Source organism: Jannaschia seohaensis, assembly GCF_900116765.1.
Taxonomy (GTDB): domain Bacteria; phylum Pseudomonadota; class Alphaproteobacteria; order Rhodobacterales; family Rhodobacteraceae; genus Jannaschia; species Jannaschia seohaensis.
On record NZ_UETC01000005.1, the window covers coordinates 158976 to 180516 of the forward strand.

A 21541-nucleotide genomic window follows, 5' to 3' on the forward strand; every position below is an offset into this window, starting at 1 on the left:
CCCCCTCCGGAGGGGATGTAAGACGCAGGGTCTGACCACCCGGGATCCCATGAGCCGAGCCAGAACTATTGCGACACTTGTCGTCCTGTCCCTCGCTGCGGGTGGCGCCACTGCCGTGGCATGGACCGCGGCGGGCTATATCGAGCGGACATCGCGCGCCGCCGTCACCGCCCGCATGGGCGTTGCGGGACTGAACTGGGTCGATGTCCAGACCGATGGCCTGCAGCTGATCCTGGCCGGGCGCGCCCCGGATGAGCGCGCGCGATTCCGCGCCATGACCGAGGCTGGCGACGTCGTTGCGCCCTCCCGTCTGGTCGATGCGATGGACGTGGTCGCCCGGGCGCCCGCCGCCCCCCCGCGCTTCGCGCTGGAGATCCTGCGCAACGAGGAGTCCGTCTCTCTGATCGGGCTCACGCCCGAGCGGCTGGAGGACGGGCCGCTGGACCGGCTGCTGGCCCGGGAAGACCTGGAGATCACCGACCTCGTCGAGCAGATCGACCGCGATACCCCCGATGATTGGCTGCCCGCCGTGCGCTTCGCGCTGTCTGTGATGGACCAGTTGCCGCGCACCAAGATTTCGGTCGAGCCGGGCCGCGTGGCGATCACCGCCGTGGCCGATAGCGACGCGGAGCGGCTGCGCCTTGAGAGCGACCTGTCGCGCAGGCGGCCCCAGGGCGTGAGGCTGGTGCTGGACATCCAGGCGCCGCGCCCCGTTATCACGCCCTTCACCCTCCGCTTCGTGATGCCCGAGGGGCGTCCGCCCCGCTTCGAAGCCTGCGCCGTGGACGGGTCCGAGGCGCGGGATCGCATCCTAAAGGCCGCCGCGGAGGCCGGGTTCGCGGACAAGGCGGATTGCGTGATCGGCCTGGGCGTGCCTTCGACCTCCTGGGGGGAGGCGGCGGCGGTCTCCATCGCCGCGCTGGGCGAACTGGGCGAGGGGAGCGTGACGCTCTCGGACGCGGATGTGACGCTGGTCGCGGCGGAGGGCACGGACCAAGCGGTGTTCGACCGGGTCGTGGCCGAGCTCGACACGGCGCTGCCCGATCTCTTCGTGCTCTCCGCCATCCTCCCGCAGCCCGAGGGCGCGGAAGAGACCGGGCCCGAGGGCGTTCCCGAATTCCTCGCCATCCGCTCCCCCGAAGGCCAAGTCCAACTGCGCGGCCGACTCTTCGACGAAGCGCAGGAGCAGGCCGTGCTGGCCTATGGGCGCGCCAAGTTCGGCACTTCCGAGACCTATATCGCGACCCGCGAGGACGAGACCGTGCCCGAAGGCTGGCCCGCCCGCGTGCTCTCGGCCATCGATGTGTTGAGCGAGTTGGAGCAGGGCGCCGTGACGGTGCGGCCCGATCTCGTCTCCGTGCGCGGCGTGACCGGCAATTCCCGTGCCGATGCGGAGATCAGCCGCCTGCTGTCCGAGCGGCTGGGTCCCGAGGCCAGCTACGAGATCGAAGTCGAATACATGGAAGAGCTGGACCCGACGCTCAACATCCCGACGCCCGAGGAATGTGAGACCCAGCTCAACGAGATCCTGGTCACGCAGAAGCTGACCTTCGCCCCCGGCGCGGGCGAGTTGGACGGGACCGGCGACGGACAGCTCGCCGTGCTGGCCGACAAGCTGCGCGACTGCAAACGCGCCTCCTTCGAGATCGGCGGCCACACGGACAGCCAGGGCCGCGAGGTGATGAACCTGGAGCTGTCGCAGGACCGCGCCCAGGCCGTGCGAGAGGCTCTGATCGCCCGCGGCATCCCGCCGGGACAGCTGGTCGCCAAGGGCTATGGCGAGACCGAGCCGATCGCCTCCAACGAAACCGAAGAGGGGCGCGAGGCGAACCGGCGCATCACCTTCACCCTGATCGGCCGCCGCGACCGCGCCACGCTGGAGGCGGAGGCGGCCGCCGCCGATGCGGCGGCCGACGCGGCCGCGGCCGCAGCCCGACGCGGCGACGCCGCGCCGCCCGGCTCGGATGCGTCGGCCCCAGATACAGAGGAGGGCGGCGAGTGAACCGCACCGAATTCGTCGTCGCTATCGCGGTGATCCTGTTCCTGGCCTTCGCCCTCGGCTGGTTCGCCGCCTGGGTGGTCAGCCGCTTCAGCCGCGTGACCCATTCCGACATGGAGGAGTTGGAGACGATGGCCCAGTCGCTCCACACTGCCGAAGAGCAGCGCGATGAGGCCATCACCTATCTGCAATACCGCGAGCAGGAGCTTCAGGCCGCGATCCAGCAGAAGGACGCGGAGTTGCAGGCGGCGATGGATGGTCTGCGTGAAGCCCGCCAGGAGGCGGGCGAGTTGCGCGCCTATATCGAGACGTTGAACGCCTGACCCCGGCGGCGGGCGCGCTCAGACGCTGTCCGAGTTGCCAGCACGTCGGCCATGGGGCATCCTACCCGCGTAATGCACGGCTTTTTTCTCCCTGCGCGCGTGGACCTGCTGCGTGGCTTCGGAGCTGTCAGGAGAGAGTGCGTTCCCCCCCCTGGCACCGGCCTCGAATTCCGTTTCCGAGGGCGACACAAGTCGCTGAATTCGATCTTTAGTCGCGACAGCGCTGCCCGCGCCCCGGGGGACCGCCTTGGTCTCGGTCGAGAACCGTCCTATCTCCGCGGCAACGTCCCCGGCGCAGGCCGCGCCCGATCCAGATGAGGGCTTAGACATGAACCTGATCGAAGTGAGCTTTGACGACGCCCGCCCCTTCGATGGCTATGGACCCGGCTTTTTCCGCGTCGGCGGAGAGGTGGCGGAAGGTCCGATCCTGCTGCATGCCAAGGGTTTGGCGCCCTGGGGCGGCCTGTCGGACGCGGCGGCGCTTGTGGCACTCGCCGATGAGGTCGATGTGATCCTGGTGGGCACCGGGTCCGAGATCGCGCATGCGCCCGCCGATCTGCGCGCCGCCGTGGAGGCCGCCGGGCTCGGCCTGGAATCGATGAACACCCCCGCCGCTTGCCGCACCTATAACGTGCTGGTGGGGGAGGGGCGACGCGTCGCCGCCGCCGTTCTGCCCGTGGGCGGCTGAGGCTCAGCCGTCGGTCAGCCCCTCGGGATCGGGACCGATCCGAACCGTGCTGCCCTCCAGTGCCTCGGTGTCGTAGCCGGGGGCCAGCAGCCCCGCGCGCCGCAGATCTGCATAGGCCAGATCGACCACGATCCGCAGATCGTCGATCCGGCCCGCAAGCTCTTCGGGGCTATGGGCATCGAGATCGGTGGCGAGGGCCCGGGCGAACCCGGGCATCGGCGGGACATCGGCGGCGCGCGTGTCGAACGCTTCGGCGCCATGGGGCACGTCGCGCGCCCCGCCATGCAGACGCATAACCTCCGACGCGCTGTCCGCCGGCGCCTGCGCTGCCGGCGGCCAAAGCCATACGGCCCCCGCGACAGCCAGCGTACCGGCTGTCACGGTCAGGGCCACGCTCCACCTGCGATCGGACATCCCAAACTCCCCCGAATGGTTCCTTTGAGGCTACCAATCACCCATGGCGAGATTGGGGCGCGCGCCTCACCAGTGGCCGGTATTCTCCATCGAGGCCCAGGGCTCCTGCGGCGGCTTCGCCTCGCCCTTCTGCAACAGCTCGATCGAGACGTTGTCGGGCGAGCGGACAAACGCCATGCGCCCGTCGCGCGGCGGCCGGTTGATGGTCACGCCGTTGTCCATCAGCATCTGGCAGGTCTCGTAGATATCGTCGACCGTGTAGGCCAGATGCCCGAAATGGCGGCTGTCGGAGGGCAGGCCCTCGTCGCCATCCCAGTTGTAGGTCAGTTCCACATCCGCATGCCCGTCGGCCTGCTCGGGCGGGCAGAGGAAGACCAGCGTGAACCGTCCCTTCTCGTTCTCCGAGCGGCGGCGCTCCACCAAGCCCAGCAGCTTGTAGAAGGCCAGGCTGGCGTCGAGGTCTTTCACGCGGACCATGGTGTGCAGGTAGGTGATGGGCATTTGCGTCTCCTCTGTCTTGGCGCGCACCCTAGCGCCGGGCGCCCCATGAACAATCCCCTCGGCTGCGATACATATGTGCGGGAATCATCAGGAGCCGCCATGACCCCCGAGCAGAAGGCCGAGATCGAAGCCGCCCGTGCCCAGAGCCACCAGACCCGCCGCGCCACCGCGCCCGGCATGGAGACGCATCTCTACACCGCCTATCCCGTTCTGGATCACGGGTTTATCCGCGTCATCGACTACATGGGCGACGATTCCGCGATCACCCAGGCCGCGCGGGTCAGCTACGGGCGGGGCACCAAGGCCGTCTCCAACGACGAGGGGCTGATCCGCTACCTGATGCGGCACTGGCACTCGACCCCTTTCGAGATGTGCGAGATCAAGCTGCATGTGAAGTTGCCGGTCTTCGTCGCGCGCCAGTGGATCCGGCACCGCACCGCCAATGTGAACGAATACTCCGCCCGCTATTCGATCCTGGATCGGGAGTTCTACATCCCCGCCGCCGACGACCTCGCCGCGCAGTCCACGGTGAACAACCAGGGGCGGGGCGCGGCGCTTTCGGGGGAGGAGGCGGCGCGGGTGCTCGACTGGCTCCGCGACGACGCCACGCGCGCCTACGACCATTACGAGGCGATGATCTCCCAGGACGGCCAGCAGGGCCTCGCGCGGGAGCTGGCGCGGATGAACCTGCCCGCCAACATCTACACGCAATGGTATTGGAAGGTGGACCTGCACAACCTGTTCCACTTCCTGCGGCTGCGCGCGGACGCCCACGCCCAGATGGAGATCCGGGTCTATGCCGAGGCGATCTGCGCCGTGGTCAAGGACTGGGTGCCCTTCGCCTACGCGGCCTTCGAGGACTACCGGCTGGGCGGGGTTTCGTTGTCCGCCCGAGGGGTGGAGTGCCTGCGCCGGATGCTCGCCGGGGAGGAGGTGACCCAGGAGAGCTCGGGGATGTCGAAGGGGGAATGGCGGGAGTTTATGGGGGTGATTAATGGCTGAGAAAGAAGCGGAGTATTTAAGGCTTGCCTACTCGAGTTCATATGATCAGCTTCAATCTCAGAAGGACGATCTTCGAGCAATACGTGGGCAAGCTTCTCTCGCTATTGCCTTCATAACATTTCTGGGAACTTTTGGTGCTACGTTTCTTGGGTCAGATGGCCTACGACATCTTTTCGCTGATGATGGAGAGCTTCATTTTCTCGGGCTATCGGTGTCAGGGGTTGTTTTACTGACGGTGTTGGCAGTCTCTTTGGCGCTTTCTATTCTTGTGGTGGTCAGAGTTGGTATTTGCGTTTTCTCGCTTACCTCAGAGACGTATCTCCATTTTGCGGAGCGTGAAACTGAGGAAATGATTGCATTTCGACACTTCCTCTCTGAAATGGACAAGCACTTCGAAAACAATGAAGCAGTGATCTCATCCGCGAGAGTAAACTTGACACTTGCGCTTGCTTTAGGTTGGGTTCAGCTTTTTCCTTGGATGCTACTTTGGGCAGAGGCGCGACATGGCAACTGAAGACAAGACACCGAAACCGCCTATCGACTCTGGTCGACCGGTCAAGAGAACTGGCGCTGATGAGAGCGGTAAGCCTAGGCCTCAGGGAAAATGAGGTAGGCTGGATAGTTAATAGGAGGACATTTTGAGCGAAAGTGATGACCATAAGAATACGCCTGTAGAAAAAAAGGCTGCGGCAAACCCTCCAGAGCGATCTGGGCGATACGTCATGCGCCTTGAGAAGAAGTATTACGATGGCTTTGACGGGGATCTCCACCTCCACCATCACTTGAAAGGAGGAAGCGGGAAGAACGGGAAATCTTCGGATCGAGAAGACTGATAGAACGTAGCAAGCGTAGGGTGGGTGAAAACCCACCGCCTCGCAACGGTGGGTTTTCACCCACCCTACGCAAGCCGATCCCGCATCGCGCCCCACATCATCCCCGCCTGCGCCGCCCAAGGCCCCAGCACCCGGCCTCCGGGGAGGGCGGGGATGGGCACCGCCGCCTCACGACACTCGGTCCTCTCGTCCAGCACCCCTTGATTGCACGCCCCGAATGCTCGACGGTGACGGGACCACGCAGCGGACATCCAGCCTCCGCACGGGCGCGGAACGGCGCGGCGGCGACCGAAAGCCGACGTGGCCCCCGCACCCGCCATGCCCGACGGACGGTCCGTCCAAGCAAGCGAAAGGGCCGACCCGATGAGATTCGCATTATGGATCGCAGGCGCGCCCCTGCTCGCCGCCAGCGCCGCCTTCGCCGGCGGCCATGCCTCGGGCGATGCGGCAGCGGGCGAAGCCGCGTTCCAGCAATGCGCGTCCTGCCACATGATTGCCGACGGCGACGACGTTCTTGCCGGGCGCGGTCGGACGGGTCCCAATCTCTACGGCCTGCCCGGCGCGCAGCCCGGCACCTATCCGGGATTTGCCTATGGCCAGAGCCTGCTTGCGGCGGGGGATGTCGTGGGCGCCTGGACCGAGGAGCAATTCGTCGAATACGTCGCGGACCCGCGCGGCTGGCTGTAAACCACGCTAGACGATCGCGGTGCCCGGTCCCTGATGAGTTACCGGCTCCGCTCCGCCGACGACGCGTCCAATATCTGGGCCTATATCGCCGCGCTCAGCCCGGAACCGGACAGTTGACCGAAGGTCGGCGCTGGGGCGCGTAGGGCGGGACTCCGTCCCGCCGCCTGCGGCGTCGGCCCGGCGCGCCCGGTCGCACTGGCTGGAATTACGTCATGACCGTCGTCACGACCGAAATCATGACGTCGATCTGGAGGCCAACCGGTCCCGCACCGCCCCCCACATCATCCCCGCCTGCGCCGCCCAGGGGCCGAGGACGCGGCCTCCGGGCAGGGCAGGGGTCGGCAACCGGCGGAGGTGGTCGAAGCGGGTGCGGTCGCCGCGCATGGCCTCGACGCAGACGCGCCCGAACAGCGCCGAGAGCGCCAGCCCGTGGCCGGAATACCCCCCGGCCGAGAACACGCCCGGCGCGACCTCGTCCAGATAGGGCAGCCGCGTCGCCGTCACCGCCAGCGTCCCGCCCCAGGCATGGGTCAGATGCGCCTCCGCCAGATCGGGATAGACCCGCGCCATGTTCGCCCGGACCCGCCGCGCGATGTCGCCCGGAAACCGCTTGCCATAGCTCTCGCCGCCCCCGTAGACGAGCCGCCCGTCCCGCGTCTGCCAGAAGTAGTTCACCACCACCCGGCTGTCCGCCACCGCCACCGGGTCGGCCATGGGCGGCGTCGCCAGCGGTTCCGTCACCGCGATGTAGTTGTTGATCGGCAGCACCCGTCGCGCCGTCCGCTTCGTCAGCCCCGGCGCGTAGCCGTTCGTCGCCTGCAGCACGAAGCGCGCCTTGACCGAGCCGGCCCCGGTCTCCACCCGCTCGCCGATCCGCGTGACCTCGGAGCGCTCGAAGATCACCGCCCCCGCCGCCTCCGCCGCCCTTGCCAGGCCCAGCACATAGGCCAGCGGGTTGCAGTAGCCCGCCGAGCGGTCCAGCACGCCGCCCGCATAGGCCCCGGTCCCGATCCGCGCGCGCAGGGCGTCCCGGTCGAGCACCTCATAGGTGGTCCCGTATTCGCGCCCCATCTGTTCGGCCCAGTCGGCAGAGCCCGCCAGCGCCCGCTCCGTCAGGCAGGCCGAGAGGACGCCCGGCCTGAGATCCGCCTCGGGCGCATGCTCCGCGATGAGGGCGAAGGTGAGCGCCTTCGCCTCCTCCGCCAGATCCCAGAGCGCCCGCGCGTCCGGTCCGGAACTGGCCTCAAGCCGCGACTGATCCCAGTTGAAGCCCGACCCGATCTGTCCGCCATTGCGCCCCGACGCGCCCCAGCCCACGCGCTGCGCCTCCAGCACGATGACCGACAGCCCCGCCCGCGCGGCGTGCAGCGCCGCCGACAGCCCCGTGATCCCCGCGCCAATGACGCAGAGATCCGCCTCCCGCGCGCCGTCGAGGGCCGGATGCGGGTCGGGTAGGGCGACATTCTCGGCATACCAGGTCTTGGGCCAGACCCCGGCATCGCCATTGGCGTGGAGCCAGTCAGACATTCAGCAGCAGATGCTCCCGCTCCCAGGGCGAGATGACCTGGAGGAAGGCGTTATATTCCAGGCGTTTGACCGCGGTGTAGATGCGGACGAAGTCGGGGTGCAGCACCTCGTGGATCGCCGTCGCCTCCTCGAACAGATCCAGCGCCTCGGAGAGATGCGTGGGGATGCCCTCGGCCGAGTCGTAGGCGTCGCCGGTGAATTGCGGCGCCGGCTCGATCTTGTTGACGAGCCCCAGATAGCCGCAGGCCAGCGACGCGGCGATGCCGAGATAGGGGTTGCAGTCCATCCCCGCGATCCGGTTCTCGACGCGCTTGGCCTCGGGCTCCGAGACGGGGACGCGCAGGCCTGTGGTGCGGTTGTCGCGGCCCCATTCCAGGTTGATGGGTGCCGCGAAGTCGCGGACGTAGCGCCGGTAGGAGTTCACATAGGGCGCGAGCAGGGCGATCACCTCGGGCAGATGCGTCTGCATGCCGCCGATGAAGTGGAGGAAGGCGGGCGTCTCCATCCCCTTGTCATCGACGAAGATGTTGCGGCCCGTGGCGGTGTCCACCACCGAGTGGTGGATATGCATCGCGCTGCCCGGCTCGTCCTGGATCGGCTTCGCCATGAAGGTCGCGTAGCAGTCCGAGCGCAGCGCGGCCTCGCGGATCATCCGCTTGAAGTAGAAGATCTCGTCGGCCAGCTTCACCGGGTCGCCATGGCGCAGGTTCAGCTCCACCTGGCCCGAGCCGCCCTCTTGCAGGATGCCGTCGATCTCCAGGCCCATGGCCTCGGCATAGTCGTAGATGTCGTCGATGACGGGGCCATATTCGTCCACGGCGGACATGGAATAGGCCTGCCGCCCGGCGGCGCGGCGGCCCGAGCGGCCCATCGGCGGCTCGACGGGCTTTGACGGGTCGGTGTTGCGGGCGACGAGATAGAACTCCATCTCGGGCGCGACCACGGGCTTCCAGCCCCTTGCGTGGTAGAGATCCACCACCCGTTTCAGGACGTTGCGCGGCGCGGTGGTGACCGGGGCGCCGGTCTGGTCGGCCATGTCGTGGATGATCTGTAGCGTCCAGTCGGCGGTCCAGGGCGCGGCGCAGGCGGTCTCGAAGGCCGGGGTCAGGATCATGTCCGGCTCCAGGAAGGCGGCGTCGCCATTCTCGGCCCAGTCGCCGGTGATCGTCTGCTGGAAGATCGAGTTGGGCAGGTAAAAGCGCGGCTGCTTGGCGAATTTGGCGGCCGGCATGGCCTTGCCGCGGGCGATGCCCGACAGGTCGGCGACGATGCATTCCACCTCGTCCAGGCGGCGACCGTCCAGCCAGGCGCGGGCATGGTCCGGGATACGATCCATCCAGTCAGACATAAGCCACCCGTGTCTTGAAGAAGCGTGCGATCGCGTCGCCGAGCCGCCCGGTATCGAGCGGCAGGGGCGCGTCGCGCGCGGCCTGATCCATCATGTCGTTCGAATAGGTGCCGGTGCCGCGCCGCGCCTCGACATAGGCGGAGATGATCTCACCGGAAAACTCCGGATGGGCCTGAACGGTGAAGGCCCGGTCGCCATAGGCGAGGATGGCGTTCTCGCAGAAGCCGTTGGAGGCGAGCCGCGTCGCCCCTTCGGGGAGCGCGACAACCTGGTCCTGATGCCAGGCGCTGAGCGCGATCTCTCCGCCATCCTCAAGCCGGTAGGTCCGGCGTCCCAAGGCCCAACCGCCCCCGAACTTCTCCACCCGGCCGCCTAGGGCCTGCGCGATGATCTGATGGCCGAAGCAGATGCCGACTAGGGGCACGCCCGCCGCGATCACGTCACGGATGAACTGCTCCAGCGGCGGGATGAAGGCGTGATCCTCATAGGCTGCGTGGCGTGAGCCGGAGACGAGCCAGCCATCGGCGGCGTCCGGGCCGCTGGGAAACTGCATGTTCTCGACATCGTAGACGTCGAAATCGAACCCGCGCCCGCCGAGCAGGCGCGTGAACATGGCGTCGAAATCGCCCTTGTCCCGGCGCACGGGATCGGGCGCATGGCCGGCCATCAGAATACCGATCTTCATTGCTGTCCTCGGGGATTAGCGCGCGCGACCCTATTGCGGCGATCCGCCGAGGTCCAGCGGCAAGCTCGTCATGCGCGTGTGTCGCCGGTAAGGTCCCGTGAAGCATTGGACGATATCATCGGATTCGCGTCATCGTCCGGCGCTTGCGACCGACAGTTGAGGGATATTCGATCATGCGCCTGCTCCTTGCCGTCTGTCTGCTGACGATCCTGCCCGCGCTGGCCATGGCGCAATCCGCCGGGCTGTCTGGCTCGGCCCTGGAACGCGCCAATGCCGAACGGCAGGAACGAGGCCTGCCACCCCTGGGCACCGATCCGAGGCTCGCGCGCGCGGCCGAGGAACAGGCCGCCCACATGGCGCGGGTCGGGCGGATGACCCATCGCGGACCCCGAGGCGAAGACATCATGCGGCGCGTGCGCGGCGCCGGATTCCGCTCCTGCTTCGCCGCCGAGAATGTCGCCTTCGGTCAGCCGGACGGCAACGCGGTGACGACGGCCTGGATGGGGTCCGCCTCGCATCGCCGCAATATCCTGGACAAGCGGGCCTCGGTCGCGGCCGTGGCCGGGGCGCGGCGCGCCGATGGGGTCATCTATTGGGCGATGATCCTGGCCGCTCCCTGCTGATCCGTCAGACCGTGTCGAGATAGAGGTCCATCCGCTCCGCCTCGCTGAGTTCCTCGATGTCGCGCATCTCCTGGCGTTTGGTGCGGATCATGTTTTCGATGAGGACCTGCGGAAACAGGCGGGCGGTCCAGGGGTCGGTCTCGAACCGGTTGATGGCGCCCCCCCAGGTGCCCGGGATGCGGGGCAGCTTCAGGGCATAGGCATTGCCGGTGATCGGATCGGGCGGCGCGGCGCCGTCCTCGATCCCGGCCAAGGCTGCACCGAGAATGGCAGCCAAGAGCAGATAGGGGTTCACGTCGCCGCCCGAGATGCGGTGCTCGATCCGGCGCGCCGGCCCGGGCGAGGCCGGGATGCGCAGGGCCGAGGTGCGGTTCTCATAGGCCCAGGCCAGCCCGGTGGGCGCGTGCGCCCCGGGCACCAGCCGATCGTAGCTGTTGAGATGGGGCGCGAAGATCAGCGTCGAGGCAGGCGCGGCCGCGAGCAGCCCCGCCACGGCATGGCGCAAGGTGTCGGAGCCCGCCTCGGTGCCGTCGTCGAATACATTGCGCCCGTCCTTGTCCAGCACCGAGAAATGCACATGCATCCCGTTGCCCGCATAGTCGGGATAGGGCTTGGCCATGAAACTGGCCGCGAAGCCGTGCCGCCGGGCCAGCCCGCGCAGCGCCAGCTTGAACAGCCAGGCATCATCCGCGGCCTTGAGCGCGTCGGTCTGGTGGGCCAGATCGATCTCGAACTGGCCGATCCCCGCCTCGGAGATGGCGGTATTGGCCGGAATGTCCATCGCCTCGCAGGCGTCGTAGAGCTGAGTGAAGAACACGTCGAACGCGTCGAGCGCCCGCATCGACAGCGTCTCGGCCCCTGGCCTGCGCTTGCCCGACCGCGGCGAGGCGGGGACGCGCAGCTGCCGGGTCGAGTCGTCGACCAGATAGAACTCCATCTCGGTCGCCACGACCGGGGTCAGGCCCCGGGCGGCATAGCCGTCGAGCACGCGGGCCAGAGCGTGGCGGGGGTCGCCGTCGAAGGGCCGCCCGTCCGGGTGAAACATCCACAGCGGCAAGAGCGCCGTGGGCGTGTCGAGCCAGGGCATCGGCAGAAAGCTCCGGCCCGTCGGCTTGAGGATCCCGTCGGCATCGCCGGTATCGAATAGCAGCGGGCTGTCCTCGATATCCTCGCCCCAGATGTCGAGATTCATCACCGAATAGGGAAAGCGCGTGCCCTCGGTTTCCAGCTTATGGGCGAAGCGGCGCGGAAATCGTTTGCCCCGGGCCTGGCCGTTCAGGTCGCAGGCCGCGGCGCGGACCGAATGGATATGGGGATTGTCGTAAAGCCAGCCGGTCGGACCGTCGTCACTCATCTCATGATCTGGGGCAGCAGCCGGGGGCGTTTTCCCGCGGCTTGGGGCAGGTGCCGGTTCAAATGGCGGTTCACCGCTCCCATGATCCCGATGATGACCAGGGTCAAGAGAATGAAATAGCCCGCCAGGATCGGGTAGGGGACGAAGGGGTTGAAGGTCTTGTCCGCGAAATACTGCGCATAATAGAGCGCATCGCCCTGCTGCTGCCGCGCCGGGAAGCCTGTGAAAAAGACCAGCGTCGTGGCGTGGAAGAGAAAGATCGCTTCGTTGGTATAGGCAGGCCAGGCGAGCCGCAGCATCGTGGGCCAGGTAATCCGGCGGAACCGTGTCCAGCCCTCGATTCCATAGGCCGCTGCGGCCTCCGTGTCGCCCTTGGGGACGGAGCGGAGCGCGCCGTAGAAGATCTCGCCCGAATAGGCCGCGGTGTTGAGAAACAGCACCACCAGCGCACCCAGCGCGGCGGTCGATAGCGGCTCGGTCCAGGGCACGACCTGTTTAAGGGAGAGGAACAGGAAATAGGCGAAGAAGAACTGGATGAAGAGCGGCGAGCCACGGAAGACGAAGATGAACCACTCCGCCGGCTTGCGCAGAAGCGGGTTCGTCGCGGCCTTGCCCAGCGCCACAACCGTGGCCAGCACGAAGCCCGACAGCAGGGCCAGCACCCCGAAATAGACGTTCCAGATCAGGCCCGACCCGATCAGCGTGAATTGCTGGCAGAGCGTGAAATCCGTGCGCGGCAAGAGCCGCTCACCGATGCCGACCGAACGGAGCGCGTAATCGGCGATGGTTTGCAGACAGCCCTCCATCACGCGCGCGCCTTCCGCAACGCTTCGCCCGCCGCCGTCGCCTGGCCATGGCTCAGCCTGTCCGAGAGCCGCGCGATCACCACTTCTGAGACGCGGGTGAAGGCGAGGTAGAAGATCAGAAGGGCCAGGAAGTACCACATCCGCCAGTCGGGATGGGGATAGTCCGAAAAGCGCGGCGTCTTCGCCGCGCCGAGCTCCCGCGCCCAATAGACGATGTCCTCCACGCCCAAGAGGAACAGCAGCGGCGTCGCCTTGATCAGCACCATCCAGAGATTGCCGAGGCCGGGCAGGGCATAGACCCACATCTGCGGCACGACGATCCGGCGGAAGGTCTGACGACGGGTCATACCATAGGCCTCCGCTGTCTCGATCTGCGCGCGGGGCACCGCCTGCATCGCACCGAACAGCACGTTGGCCGCGAAGGCGCCGAACACGATCGCGAAGGTCAGCACGGCCAGCGCGAAGCCGTAGCCCTCATGCACCCATTGCGGCGCGCTGCTCAGCGGCAGCTTGGCCTCGGGACAGACGAGGAAATTCGCGCCCTGGCGGATCGGCTCCTCCCAGTTGGGGCAGAGCGTGACATGGCGCAGATATTCGAGCCCCTGGTCCAGCGCGATGACGAAGAACAGGAAGAAGGCGATGTCCGGCACGCCCCGCACGATGGCGATATAGCCCTTGCCCAGCCACCGGAGCGGCGCGAAGCCCGAGCGTGCCGCGCTGGCCCCGGCAAAGCCGAAAGCAAGCGCGCTGGGCGCGGTGATTGCCAGCAGGATCAGCACAGTCCCGAAGGCCGCATAGAAATTCAGATGCCGCCCGGTCGTCAGGTAGCAGGCCAGCCAGCGGCCGGTATCCAGCGTGTCGGGATCGGTGCAGAAAGAGAACATCGGGCGTGGTGAGCTCTGGCTCGAAGGGCGTCACCCCGGGGCGTTCCCGAGGGTCGAGCCGGGCGGCGGCGGGACTGCCGCCGCCCGGCGGCATGTCACTCGTAGGTCGCGGCGCCTTCGCCGAACCACTTCACGATCAGGGCGTTGAGCGTGCCGTCTTCCTTCATCTCGGAGATGATGGCGTCGAAGGTCTCTTTCAGCTCGGTGTCGGACTCGCGCAGGCCCATGCCGACGCCGCCGCCCAGCGGTACGCCCTCGCCGACGAAGACCAGCTCGCCCGCCGATTCCTCGACCGTCGGCACCAGCGCGTCGCGGTCCGCGAAGACGGCGTCGGCCTCGCCATTGCGCACGGCGGCGATGGTCTCGTCATAGGTCGCGTATTCCAGCAGCGTCGCGCCCTGCTCGGCGACATAGCCAGCCTGGATCGTGTTGGTCTGCGCCGCGATCACGCCCATGATGTCGGCGTCCTCCGACAGCCCGACATAGGCGCTGTCGGCGGGCGGGAAGTAGTTCTGGGTGAAGTCGATCACCTCGTCCCGCTCGTCGGTGATGCTCATCCCGGCCATGATGGTGTCGTAGTTGCCGGAGGTGAGGTTCGGGATGATCGAGTCCCACTCGTTCGTCACCCACTCGCAGGTCAGCTCGGCCCGGGCGCAAAGCTCGTTGCCCAGCTCGATCTCGAAGCCGTCCACGTTGCCCGCGTCGTTGATGAAGTTGTAGGGAGGATAGGCGCCCTCGGTCCCCATGCGGATCGTGGTGGCATGGCCGTCCGCCAGGGCGGCGGTGGCGGTCATCGCCAGAATGGTGCTCGCGAGGATCAGTTTCATCGTGGTCTCTCTGTTGTGGTGGCCGCGCTTTCCTGCGCGATCCGGTTGGCGCGTCGGACGAGGGACGGCATCGCAGCGGCCCTGACGGGCGTCGCCCGCGCGGGCCCCTTGCGATCGGTCCGTGATCTCATCTTCGTCAGACGCAGTCAGTGAGCGGTCGCGGAGAGGAACCCCCGGAGCCGCTCGGATTTCGGTTGACCGAAGAGGACGGCGGGCGGACCCTCCTCCTCGATCCGGCCTTGGTGGAGGAAGATGACGTGGTCGCTGACGTCATGGGCCAGCTTCATGTCATGGGTGACGATCACCATGGTCCGCCCCTCGCGCGCCAAGTCTTTGATGACCTTTACGACTTCCTGTTCGAGTTCGGGGTCGAGCGCAGAGGTCGGCTCGTCGAAGAGCAGCGCCTTCGGCTCCATGCAGAGCGCGCGGGCGATGGCGGCGCGCTGCTGCTGGCCACCCGAGAGCTGCGCGGGCCAGGCGTCGCACTTGTCGCCGATCCCGACCTTGTCGAGATAGCCGCGCGCCTTCTCCTCGACCTCGGCTGGGTCGCGCCGCAGTACCTGCACCGGCGCTTCCATGACGTTCTGGAGGATCGTCAGGTGGGACCAGAGATTGAAGCTCTGGAACACCATCGACAGGTTCGTGCGAATCCGCGTGATCTGCTTGTGGTCGGCGGGACGACGATTGTGGCCCGAGCCCTTCCAGATGACCGGTTCCTCGCAGAACAGAATCTCGCCTTCCTGGCTGTCTTCCAGAAGGTTGGCACAGCGGAGCAGGGTCGACTTCCCCGACCCGGACGAGCCGATCAGCGATACGACTTCGCCCTGGCAGGCACGCAGGTCCACGCCTTTCAGAACCTCCAATTCGCCATAGGCCTTATGGAGCGCGCGGATCTCGATGACGGGCGGGGCGTCGGCCACGGAACCTCCCTTTCAAAACACTCCGCGTTTACGCAGCAGAATCGGCGGGAATGCAATGGCCCCGCCGCGTCAGATGGTCAGCGTGGGGTCATGGGCATAGGCGGATGCCGGTTGATCGGTCACTGCGATCAAGCGGGTGGCGATCCGGTCCTCGGCGGGCATCGCGGCGATGGCCGCCTCGAGGGCAGCGCGGACCGGGGCGCGCCATTCGGCCCGCGCGGTGATGAACGGCGTCGAGGCGGTGGGCGGCGTGGTGGCCCGGACGGTCAGGGCGGGGTGCGGCGCCTGGGCCCAGGTAACGGCGTCGATCGCGGCCAGATGGGCATGAGCCTTGGCCACCGCCTCCATCGAGGCGGTATGGGCGCCCGTGACCAGCAGCGGACCGCTCAGCCCGGCCTCCCGCAACACGCCGCGGCCAGATTGACTGTCGAGATTGTTGATGGCGATGCCGGCCGCCGCCGCTTCGGGCAGGGGACGGGCGTCACCCGCGCGCGTGACCAGATGCGAGGCATATGTTCCCGGTGGCAATCCGGGCAGATCCCAGACCGGCGAGCCGACCAGGCTCACTTCGGAGGACAGGCCCAGCCGCATCGGAAAGGAGCAGGTCATCGAGAGGACCAGCCCGGGATCGCGCCAATGCGTCCCCGGGGCTTCGGGCCAGGACAGCCGCTCCGGCCCGAAGCCCAGCCTTGCCCGAATGTCGCGCCAAAGACGCTCCCAGGCGGGGCGGGTCGCGGGATACATGAAAAGGCTGGCGCTCGTCTCGGTCATGCTCGGTTCCGTGCTCGCGTCCGGCGCCACGCCTAGCGGCGGGACCGGGCACGTGCAAACTCAGCCGCCCTGTTCGACGCGGCGGCGGGCGAGGTTGGAGTCCCGGTCGTTCACGCCCAAGAGATTGGCCAAGAGGCGCAGCAGGCCGTTCTCCTCCTCGTCGCGCGTGCCATCGGCCAGAACGACGGACCAGAGCGCTTCGATCACGGCGATGCGATCCTCTAGCGAGACGGACTCCTTGATGGCCTTGGTAAAGCGCACCGTGTCGGGGGCCTCGGCCTCCAGCACCTCGGCCTCCGCCCGCAGCGCGGCGGCCTCGGCGGCGTTCAGCCCGTGGCGCCGCATCAGGATGCGATCGATCCGGGCGATCTCGGCCGCGGCGTAATCGTGGTCGCTGCGGGCGACGCGCACCATCAGCGCGGCCAGGGCCAGCCGCGCGTCGGGGGCGGCCAGCGTTTCGGGGGCGGAGGCCGTCAGGCGGCGAAGCAGGTCTGCAAACATGGTCCAAATATAGGAGCGGGGTGGGGCCGGGGCCAGTCGACGGCCGATCAGCCGTCGTAGCCCTCCACGATGACGAAGTCTTCTTCGCTGATTCCCTGACGCAACTTCAACACCTCCTGATAGCTGTCGGACCGGTAGCAATCGAGCGCGGCCTGATAGCTCGGGAACTCGAGGACCACCGTGCGGGGCTTGGCCTCTCCCTCGACCGTCTCCTGCGCGCCGCCACGCACCAGGAACCGGCCGCCATATTCGGCCAGGGGCGCGGCGTTCGCGGCCCGGTAGAGGTCGTATTTCTCCGGGTCGTCCACCCGCCCATGCACGATCCAGTATCCCTTGGCCATCTAGCCCTCCTCGATCCATGCCGCGACGCGCGCGGCCTCTTCTTCCAGTCCCCACGGTGGGTTCACCACCGCCAGGCCCGATCCGCGCAGCCCATGGCCCGCCCGGGCCCGGGGCACGGCTGTTTCGGCGACCATCAGTCCCGGAATCGCGTCGCGCAAGGCCCGGATCATGGGGGCGTGGCGCCGGTCCTCCAGGATCGGATACCAGAGCATCAGCACGCCGACATTCCACTTGCGGTGCAGCGCCGGGAGCAGTTTCGCCAGCCTGGCATAGTCCGCGCGGATCTCCCACGACGGGTCTATCAGCATCAAACCGCGTCGCGGTTCGGGCGGTGTCAGCGCCCTCGCCATCTCCAGCCCGTCGCGATGATGGATGCGCAGGCCCGGCCGGGGGGGCAGCGCGGCAGTCAGCGCGGCATGCTCCTGCGGGTGCAGCTCCGCCAGGTCCAGCCGGTCGCCGGGCCGCGTCAGATAAGCGGCGATCCAGGGGGATCCGGGGTAGGCCGCCGGCCCATGGGCCGCGCGCGCCGCGGCGATGGCCTGGCGCCAGGGATGGTCTTCGGGAAAGCGCGCCTCCAGCCGGGCCACGCCCGCCGCGGCTTCGCCGGTCTTCCGTGCCTCGGGCGAATCGAGGGAATAGAGCCCCCGGCCGGCATGGGTCTCAATGTAGCTGAGCGGTTTCGGTTTGCGCGTAAGATAAGCGATCGCCGCCGCGAGCAGGGCGTGTTTTTGCACATCCGCCGCGTTTCCGGCGTGGAAGCTGTGTTGATACGACAACATACTGCCCCGGTATCGCCTCATTTGCGGGCTGTCACGGATTCGTGGGAAAATTCGGGATGCCACGAGGGCGGAGCGTGCTAACTACCCTTGGACGCACTCACATCGCACCAGACGACCGGAAATACGATGCTTCGTACGATCGCAGCGCTTGCCTGCCTCGCCCCTGCCGCCGCCCTGGCGCAGTCGACCGATTTCGCCGCCCCTGTCGACGGACCCGCGCTCGGCTTTACCCTGCGCGGCGGCGTCGGGACGGCGCCCACCTATTTTGGCTCCGACTCGAACGAGGCGGTCCCCGATATCGGGTTCGAGTTCGATTACCTGAACCTGGGCGGCTTCACCTTCGGCGACCCCGATCCGCTCTACCGGCCGCAGGGCTTCGGCTTCGGTGGCTCGCTGCGCTATATCGGTGAACGGGACGCGTCCGATTACGACGAACTGACGGGCCTCGACGATGTCGACGCCTCGCTCGAACTGGGCGTCGGCGTCAGCTATTCAGGGGCGAATTACGAGATCTTCGGCAATGTCCGCTATGGCGTCATCGGCCATGAGGGCTTCGTCGGAGAGCTAGGGGCCGATGCGCTGATCTTCCCGACGGATCGGCTGACCCTGCGCGCGGGTCCGCGGGCTTTCTTCGGCGACGATACCTATGCCTCGACCTATTTCGGCGTGACCGGCGCGGAGGCCGCGGCCTCCGGCGGCAACCTCTCCGCGTTCGAGGCCGATGGCGGCTTGCTGTCCACCGGGGTGGAGTTCGGCGCGGGCTACCGGATCAACGATAATTGGGGCATCGACGCGGCCATCACCTATGAGCGCCTGCGCAACTCCGCCGAGGACAGCCCGATCAGCCTGGACGACGACCAGATTTCGGCCCGGATCGGCCTGACCCGGCGTTTCACTCTGGGATTCTGATCCGGCCCTCCGAGACCGGCACGGCCCGTCCGGAGATGCGCACGGCCGTGATGGCTCCGCCCGCGACATCAGCCTCGAAGCCGATCTCAGAGCGCCGTCCCATGTCCTCCCCCTGGACGATGGCGCATTCCGTCCGGCCATCGGCGAGCGCGCCATTGGCCAGCAACTGCGCCGCGAGGATCGCGCTGGCGGATCCCGTCGCCGGGTCCTCCGGGATGCCCGCGCCGGGCGAGAACATCCGCGCGTTGAGATCCGGATCGTAGAGCCAGGCGCTGTCGACCTGCGCCGCCTCCATCAGGGCGGTCCAGCCCGGCTCGCTCGGGCGAGCCTGCGCCAGCGCGGCGCGGTCGCGCACCGGCACATAGGCAAAAGCGGGTCCGCCGGCGAAGGCGCCCGGCCGGTGCGGTCCGATCGCCGCCTCGGGGAGGCCCAACGCCGAGGCGCAGAGCGCGGCGTCGAACGGGCCTCCATGCGGGGCCGGCAGGACCGGCGCGGTGAATTGGGCGCGCCCCGCCGCGATCTCGACGGGGACGAGCCCGGCTTCCTCTTCCAGATAGACGGTCTCCAAACCTGCCCGTCCGGCCAGGAACAGGGCCGCGCCGACGGTCGGGTGCCCGGCGAAGGGAATTTCGGCGGTGGGAAAGAAGATCCGCGCGCGGGCCGTGTGCGCCGGGTCGCGGGGCGGCATCAGAAAGATCGTCTCGGAGAGATTGAACTGCCGGGCGATGGTCTGCATCTGCCCGGTGGTCAGGTCGCCCGGCGTCTCGACGATGGCAAGCGGGTTGCCGGTGAAGGGCGTGTCGGTGAACACGTCCCAGACTTCAAAGGGCAGCATCGGGGTCTCCGGGCGGATGTCGGGTCTGCGCCCGAGTGCAACGCCGTTTCCACGGCCTTGTCCACCGCCCGGAGTGGACGTCAGTCCTTGAACGCCTCTTTCAGCTTTTCCTTCAGGTCGCCGAGGCCCTGCTGAAGCTTGCCTTCGGCCTGCTCGGCCTGGCCTTCGCGCTTGAGGCCCTCGTCGCTCATCAGATCGCCGGCTTCTTCCTTGAGCTTGCCGCCGATATCCTTGGCCTTGCCTTCGGTCTGGTCTTCGTTTGCCATGGGAATGTCCTCTGTTTGCAGGTGACATCACAACCCATGCGGGACCGGTTTGTTCCGGAGGTCACACGAGGCGCGACTGCTCCTTGGCGGCGCGGATGAAGTCGGCGAACAGGGGATGGGGGGCGAAGGGCTTGGATTTCAGCTCGGGGTGGAACTGCACACCGATGAACCAGGGGTGGTCGGTCCATTCGACGATTTCGGGCAGGCGCCCGTCGGGCGACAGCCCCGAAAAGCGCAGCCCCTGCGCCTCCAACTGCTCGCGGAAGGCGATATCGACCTCGTAGCGGTGCCGGTGCCGCTCCTCGATATGGGTGGTGCCGTAGACCTGGGCGACTTTGGAGCCCTCGACCAGTGTGGCGTCATAGGCGCCAAGCCGCATCGTGCCGCCCTTGTCGTCGTCCTTCTTGCGGGTAACCTTGGCGTTGCCCTGCACCCATTCCTTCAGGTGGTAGACGACGGGGGTGAAGCTGCACGGGTCGGCGCCCCCGGCGAATTCCTCCGAGATCGCGTTGCTCAGATCGGCGGTGTTCCGGGCGGCCTCGATCACGGCCATCTGCATGCCGAGACAAATGCCGAGATAGGGCACTTTCTTCTCGCGGGCGAATTGGGCGGCTTTGATCTTGCCCTCGGTGCCCCGGTCGCCGAAGCCGCCGGGCACCAGGATCGCGTGGAATCCCTCCAGATGCCGCGCGGGGTCTTCCCGCTCGAAGATGCCGCTGTCGATCCACTCGGCGCGGACCTTCACCCGGTTCGCCATGCCGCCATGGGTCAGCGCTTCGGCGATGGACTTATAGGCGTCTTCCAGCTGCGTGTATTTTCCGACGATGGCGACGCGCACCTCGCCATCGGTGTTGTGGATGCGGTCGACCACGTCTTCCCAGCGGGCGAGGTTGGGCTTGGGCGCGGGGCTGATCCCGAAGGCGTCCAGCACCGCCTGGTCCAGCCCTTCGCGATGATAGGCCAGCGGCGCCTCGTAGATCGACTTGAGGTCCTGCGCGGCGATGACCGCCTCGGGCCGCACGTTGCAGAACAGCGCGAGCTTCTCCCGCTCCTTCACGGGAATCGGCCCCTCGGAGCGGCAGACCAGAATGTCGGGCGCGATGCCGATGCTGCGCAACTCCTTGACGGAGTGCTGTGTGGGTTTGGTCTTCAGCTCGCCCGAGGCCTTGATGTAGGGCAGCAGCGTCAGATGCATGAAAAGGCACTGCCCGCGCGGCTTCTCCTGGCTGAACTGGCGGATCGCCTCGAAGAAGGGCAGCCCCTCGATATCGCCGACCGTGCCGCCGATTTCGCAGAGCATGAAATCGACCTCGTCCTCGCCGATGCGGATGAAGTCCTTGATCTCGTTGGTGACGTGCGGAATCACCTGGATCGTCTTGCCGAGATAGTCGCCCCGTCGCTCTTTCTCCAGAACGTTGGAATAGACACGGCCCGAGCTGATCGAATCGGTCGCGCGGGCGGCGACGCCGGTGAAGCGCTCGTAATGGCCGAGGTCCAGGTCGGTCTCGGCCCCGTCATCGGTGACGAAGACCTCGCCATGCTCGAACGGGCTCATCGTGCCGGGGTCGACGTTCAGATAGGGGTCTAGCTTGCGCAGGCGCACCGTGTAGCCCCGCGCCTGCAACAGCGCCCCCAGCGCCGCCGAGGCCAGCCCTTTTCCGAGCGAGGAAACCACACCGCCGGTGATGAAAATGAAGCGCGCCATGTCGTGAAACCC

At 67.3% G+C, this 21541-nt stretch carries 25 protein-coding genes; 8 read left to right on the forward strand and 17 right to left on the reverse strand.

Annotated elements, in window-relative coordinates; translation table 11 throughout:
* The first annotated feature begins 49 nt into the window (after positions 1-49).
* The 3 genes from DTQ71_RS12655 (at position 50) to DTQ71_RS12665 (ending at position 3010) form a co-directional block, all read left to right on the forward strand.
* A complete protein-coding gene (locus DTQ71_RS12655) occupies positions 50-2002 on the forward strand; it encodes an OmpA family protein (protein WP_146204855.1) in 1953 nt (650 codons plus the stop codon).
* The gene (locus DTQ71_RS12660; RefSeq protein ID WP_109564657.1) at positions 1999-2322 is read left to right on the forward strand and encodes a hypothetical protein; all 324 of its coding nucleotides are present in this window, start codon (positions 1999-2001) and stop codon (positions 2320-2322) included. The genes DTQ71_RS12655 and DTQ71_RS12660 overlap by 4 nt, the downstream gene beginning before the upstream one ends.
* A gap of 328 nt (positions 2323-2650) precedes the next feature.
* Positions 2651-3010 (forward strand): Mth938-like domain-containing protein, encoded by a 360-nt coding sequence (locus DTQ71_RS12665; protein WP_109564658.1) that lies wholly within the window; start codon positions 2651-2653, stop codon positions 3008-3010.
* Between the two features lie 3 nt (positions 3011-3013).
* On the opposite strand, the gene DTQ71_RS12670 is transcribed toward DTQ71_RS12665, so the two are convergent.
* Both DTQ71_RS12670 and DTQ71_RS12675 read right to left on the reverse strand, forming a co-directional pair.
* Complete coding sequence (locus DTQ71_RS12670; RefSeq protein ID WP_146204856.1) at positions 3014-3424, reverse strand: hypothetical protein; 411 nt, start codon at positions 3422-3424, stop codon at positions 3014-3016.
* A 66-nt stretch (positions 3425-3490) separates the two neighbouring features.
* Complete coding sequence (locus DTQ71_RS12675) at positions 3491-3925, reverse strand: VOC family protein (protein WP_109564660.1); 435 nt, start codon at positions 3923-3925, stop codon at positions 3491-3493.
* A 99-nt stretch (positions 3926-4024) separates the two neighbouring features.
* Here DTQ71_RS12675 and thyX point away from each other — a divergent pair, with 99 nt between their 5' ends.
* The 3 genes from thyX to DTQ71_RS12685 all read left to right on the forward strand — a co-directional run bounded on the left by thyX (position 4025) and on the right by DTQ71_RS12685 (position 6447).
* Positions 4025-4927: an FAD-dependent thymidylate synthase gene (gene thyX, locus DTQ71_RS12680; protein ID WP_109564661.1), complete on the forward strand. Its 903-nt coding sequence runs from the start codon at positions 4025-4027 to the stop codon at positions 4925-4927.
* Positions 4920-5441, forward strand: coding sequence for a hypothetical protein (locus DTQ71_RS23180; protein WP_146204857.1), 522 nt, complete (start codon positions 4920-4922; stop codon positions 5439-5441). The genes thyX and DTQ71_RS23180 overlap by 8 nt, the downstream gene beginning before the upstream one ends.
* A gap of 682 nt (positions 5442-6123) precedes the next feature.
* Entirely contained in the window at positions 6124-6447 is a 324-nt protein-coding gene (locus tag DTQ71_RS12685) for a c-type cytochrome (RefSeq protein ID WP_342768128.1), read from the forward strand.
* A 234-nt stretch (positions 6448-6681) separates the two neighbouring features.
* Here the strand turns inward: DTQ71_RS12685 and DTQ71_RS12690 are convergent, their stop codons facing one another.
* Genes DTQ71_RS12690 through DTQ71_RS12700 form a run of 3 tightly spaced genes read right to left on the reverse strand, consistent with a single transcriptional unit; the run spans position 6682 to position 10007 of the window.
* On the reverse strand, positions 6682-7974 hold the full coding sequence (locus DTQ71_RS12690) for an NAD(P)/FAD-dependent oxidoreductase (RefSeq protein ID WP_109564662.1): 1293 nt from the start codon (positions 7972-7974) through the stop codon (positions 6682-6684).
* A complete protein-coding gene (locus tag DTQ71_RS12695) occupies positions 7967-9322 on the reverse strand; it encodes a glutamine synthetase family protein (protein ID WP_109564663.1) in 1356 nt (451 codons plus the stop codon). Before DTQ71_RS12695 ends, DTQ71_RS12690 begins: the two co-directional genes overlap by 8 nt.
* Entirely contained in the window at positions 9315-10007 is a 693-nt protein-coding gene (locus tag DTQ71_RS12700; RefSeq protein ID WP_109564664.1) for a type 1 glutamine amidotransferase, read from the reverse strand. The genes DTQ71_RS12695 and DTQ71_RS12700 overlap by 8 nt, the downstream gene beginning before the upstream one ends.
* A 173-nt stretch (positions 10008-10180) precedes the next feature.
* On the opposite strand from DTQ71_RS12700, the gene DTQ71_RS12705 reads away from it, so the two are divergent.
* Positions 10181-10630, forward strand: a complete 450-nt coding sequence (locus tag DTQ71_RS12705) for a CAP domain-containing protein (protein WP_109564665.1) — start codon at positions 10181-10183, stop codon at positions 10628-10630.
* Positions 10631-10634: 4 nt separating this feature from the next.
* Here DTQ71_RS12705 and DTQ71_RS12710 read toward each other — a convergent pair whose 3' ends face one another.
* The 9 genes from DTQ71_RS12710 to rlmJ all read right to left on the reverse strand — a co-directional run bounded on the left by DTQ71_RS12710 (position 10635) and on the right by rlmJ (position 17814).
* Positions 10635-11984: a glutamine synthetase family protein gene (locus DTQ71_RS12710; protein WP_109564666.1), complete on the reverse strand. Its 1350-nt coding sequence runs from the start codon at positions 11982-11984 to the stop codon at positions 10635-10637.
* Entirely contained in the window at positions 11981-12790 is an 810-nt protein-coding gene (locus DTQ71_RS12715; RefSeq protein ID WP_109564667.1) for an ABC transporter permease, read from the reverse strand. The genes DTQ71_RS12710 and DTQ71_RS12715 overlap by 4 nt, the downstream gene beginning before the upstream one ends.
* Complete coding sequence (locus DTQ71_RS12720; protein WP_109564668.1) at positions 12790-13674, reverse strand: ABC transporter permease; 885 nt, start codon at positions 13672-13674, stop codon at positions 12790-12792. Before DTQ71_RS12720 ends, DTQ71_RS12715 begins: the two co-directional genes overlap by 1 nt.
* A 95-nt stretch (positions 13675-13769) precedes the next feature.
* On the reverse strand, positions 13770-14501 hold the full coding sequence (locus tag DTQ71_RS12725; RefSeq protein WP_109564669.1) for a transporter substrate-binding domain-containing protein: 732 nt from the start codon (positions 14499-14501) through the stop codon (positions 13770-13772).
* A 146-nt stretch (positions 14502-14647) separates the two neighbouring features.
* Positions 14648-15421, reverse strand: coding sequence for an ABC transporter ATP-binding protein (locus tag DTQ71_RS12730; protein WP_109564670.1), 774 nt, complete (start codon positions 15419-15421; stop codon positions 14648-14650).
* A 69-nt stretch (positions 15422-15490) separates the two neighbouring features.
* Positions 15491-16192, reverse strand: coding sequence for a substrate-binding domain-containing protein (locus DTQ71_RS12735; RefSeq protein ID WP_109564671.1), 702 nt, complete (start codon positions 16190-16192; stop codon positions 15491-15493).
* A gap of 60 nt (positions 16193-16252) precedes the next feature.
* Positions 16253-16693, reverse strand: coding sequence for a tellurite resistance TerB family protein (locus DTQ71_RS12740; RefSeq protein WP_109564672.1), 441 nt, complete (start codon positions 16691-16693; stop codon positions 16253-16255).
* A gap of 47 nt (positions 16694-16740) precedes the next feature.
* Positions 16741-17034 carry a DUF1330 domain-containing protein gene (locus DTQ71_RS12745; RefSeq protein ID WP_109564673.1) on the reverse strand — a complete coding sequence of 98 codons (294 nt, stop codon included), beginning with the start codon at positions 17032-17034 and terminating at the stop codon, positions 16741-16743.
* Positions 17035-17814 carry a 23S rRNA (adenine(2030)-N(6))-methyltransferase RlmJ gene (rlmJ, locus tag DTQ71_RS12750; RefSeq protein ID WP_109564674.1) on the reverse strand — a complete coding sequence of 260 codons (780 nt, stop codon included), beginning with the start codon at positions 17812-17814 and terminating at the stop codon, positions 17035-17037.
* Positions 17815-17940: 126 nt separating this feature from the next.
* On the opposite strand from rlmJ, the gene DTQ71_RS12755 reads away from it, so the two are divergent.
* Positions 17941-18723: a MipA/OmpV family protein gene (locus tag DTQ71_RS12755; protein WP_109564675.1), complete on the forward strand. Its 783-nt coding sequence runs from the start codon at positions 17941-17943 to the stop codon at positions 18721-18723.
* On the opposite strand, the gene DTQ71_RS12760 is transcribed toward DTQ71_RS12755, so the two are convergent.
* The 3 genes from DTQ71_RS12760 to DTQ71_RS12770 form a co-directional block, all read right to left on the reverse strand.
* Positions 18707-19558 carry a PhzF family phenazine biosynthesis protein gene (locus tag DTQ71_RS12760; RefSeq protein ID WP_109564676.1) on the reverse strand — a complete coding sequence of 284 codons (852 nt, stop codon included), beginning with the start codon at positions 19556-19558 and terminating at the stop codon, positions 18707-18709. The genes DTQ71_RS12755 and DTQ71_RS12760 overlap by 17 nt on opposite strands.
* Positions 19559-19638: 80 nt before the next feature.
* Positions 19639-19824, reverse strand: coding sequence for a CsbD family protein (locus tag DTQ71_RS12765; protein ID WP_109564677.1), 186 nt, complete (start codon positions 19822-19824; stop codon positions 19639-19641).
* Positions 19825-19885: 61 nt separating this feature from the next.
* Entirely contained in the window at positions 19886-21529 is a 1644-nt protein-coding gene (locus DTQ71_RS12770) for a CTP synthase (protein ID WP_109564678.1), read from the reverse strand.
* Positions 21530-21541: the final 12 nt, after the last annotated feature.

Bases quoted from the DNA above. Each gene is read 5' to 3' on its own strand.
- DTQ71_RS12715 (WP_109564667.1), bottom strand. From the start codon at position 12,790: ATGGAGGGCTGTCTGCAAACCATCGCCGATTACGCGCTCCGTTCGGTC.
- rlmJ (WP_109564674.1), bottom strand. From the start codon at position 17,814: ATGTTGTCGTATCAACACAGCTTCCACGCCGGAAACGCGGCGGATGTG.
- DTQ71_RS12685 (WP_342768128.1), top strand. From the start codon at position 6,124: ATGAGATTCGCATTATGGATCGCAGGCGCGCCCCTGCTCGCCGCCAGC.
- DTQ71_RS12745 (WP_109564673.1), bottom strand. From the start codon at position 17,034: ATGGCCAAGGGATACTGGATCGTGCATGGGCGGGTGGACGACCCGGAG.
- DTQ71_RS12725 (WP_109564669.1), bottom strand. From the start codon at position 14,501: ATGAAACTGATCCTCGCGAGCACCATTCTGGCGATGACCGCCACCGCC.
- DTQ71_RS12720 (WP_109564668.1), bottom strand. From the start codon at position 13,674: ATGTTCTCTTTCTGCACCGATCCCGACACGCTGGATACCGGCCGCTGG.
- DTQ71_RS12735 (WP_109564671.1), bottom strand. From the start codon at position 16,192: ATGACCGAGACGAGCGCCAGCCTTTTCATGTATCCCGCGACCCGCCCC.
- DTQ71_RS12760 (WP_109564676.1), bottom strand. From the start codon at position 19,558: ATGCTGCCCTTTGAAGTCTGGGACGTGTTCACCGACACGCCCTTCACC.
- DTQ71_RS12670 (WP_146204856.1), bottom strand. From the start codon at position 3,424: ATGTCCGATCGCAGGTGGAGCGTGGCCCTGACCGTGACAGCCGGTACG.
- DTQ71_RS12695 (WP_109564663.1), bottom strand. From the start codon at position 9,322: ATGTCTGACTGGATGGATCGTATCCCGGACCATGCCCGCGCCTGGCTG.
- DTQ71_RS12770 (WP_109564678.1), bottom strand. From the start codon at position 21,529: ATGGCGCGCTTCATTTTCATCACCGGCGGTGTGGTTTCCTCGCTCGGA.
- DTQ71_RS12710 (WP_109564666.1), bottom strand. From the start codon at position 11,984: ATGAGTGACGACGGTCCGACCGGCTGGCTTTACGACAATCCCCATATC.
- thyX (WP_109564661.1), top strand. From the start codon at position 4,025: ATGACCCCCGAGCAGAAGGCCGAGATCGAAGCCGCCCGTGCCCAGAGC.
- DTQ71_RS12705 (WP_109564665.1), top strand. From the start codon at position 10,181: ATGCGCCTGCTCCTTGCCGTCTGTCTGCTGACGATCCTGCCCGCGCTG.
- DTQ71_RS23180 (WP_146204857.1), top strand. From the start codon at position 4,920: ATGGCTGAGAAAGAAGCGGAGTATTTAAGGCTTGCCTACTCGAGTTCA.
- DTQ71_RS12765 (WP_109564677.1), bottom strand. From the start codon at position 19,824: ATGGCAAACGAAGACCAGACCGAAGGCAAGGCCAAGGATATCGGCGGC.
- DTQ71_RS12665 (WP_109564658.1), top strand. From the start codon at position 2,651: ATGAACCTGATCGAAGTGAGCTTTGACGACGCCCGCCCCTTCGATGGC.
- DTQ71_RS12675 (WP_109564660.1), bottom strand. From the start codon at position 3,925: ATGCCCATCACCTACCTGCACACCATGGTCCGCGTGAAAGACCTCGAC.
- DTQ71_RS12690 (WP_109564662.1), bottom strand. From the start codon at position 7,974: ATGTCTGACTGGCTCCACGCCAATGGCGATGCCGGGGTCTGGCCCAAG.
- DTQ71_RS12755 (WP_109564675.1), top strand. From the start codon at position 17,941: ATGCTTCGTACGATCGCAGCGCTTGCCTGCCTCGCCCCTGCCGCCGCC.
- DTQ71_RS12655 (WP_146204855.1), top strand. From the start codon at position 50: ATGAGCCGAGCCAGAACTATTGCGACACTTGTCGTCCTGTCCCTCGCT.
- DTQ71_RS12740 (WP_109564672.1), bottom strand. From the start codon at position 16,693: ATGTTTGCAGACCTGCTTCGCCGCCTGACGGCCTCCGCCCCCGAAACG.
- DTQ71_RS12700 (WP_109564664.1), bottom strand. From the start codon at position 10,007: ATGAAGATCGGTATTCTGATGGCCGGCCATGCGCCCGATCCCGTGCGC.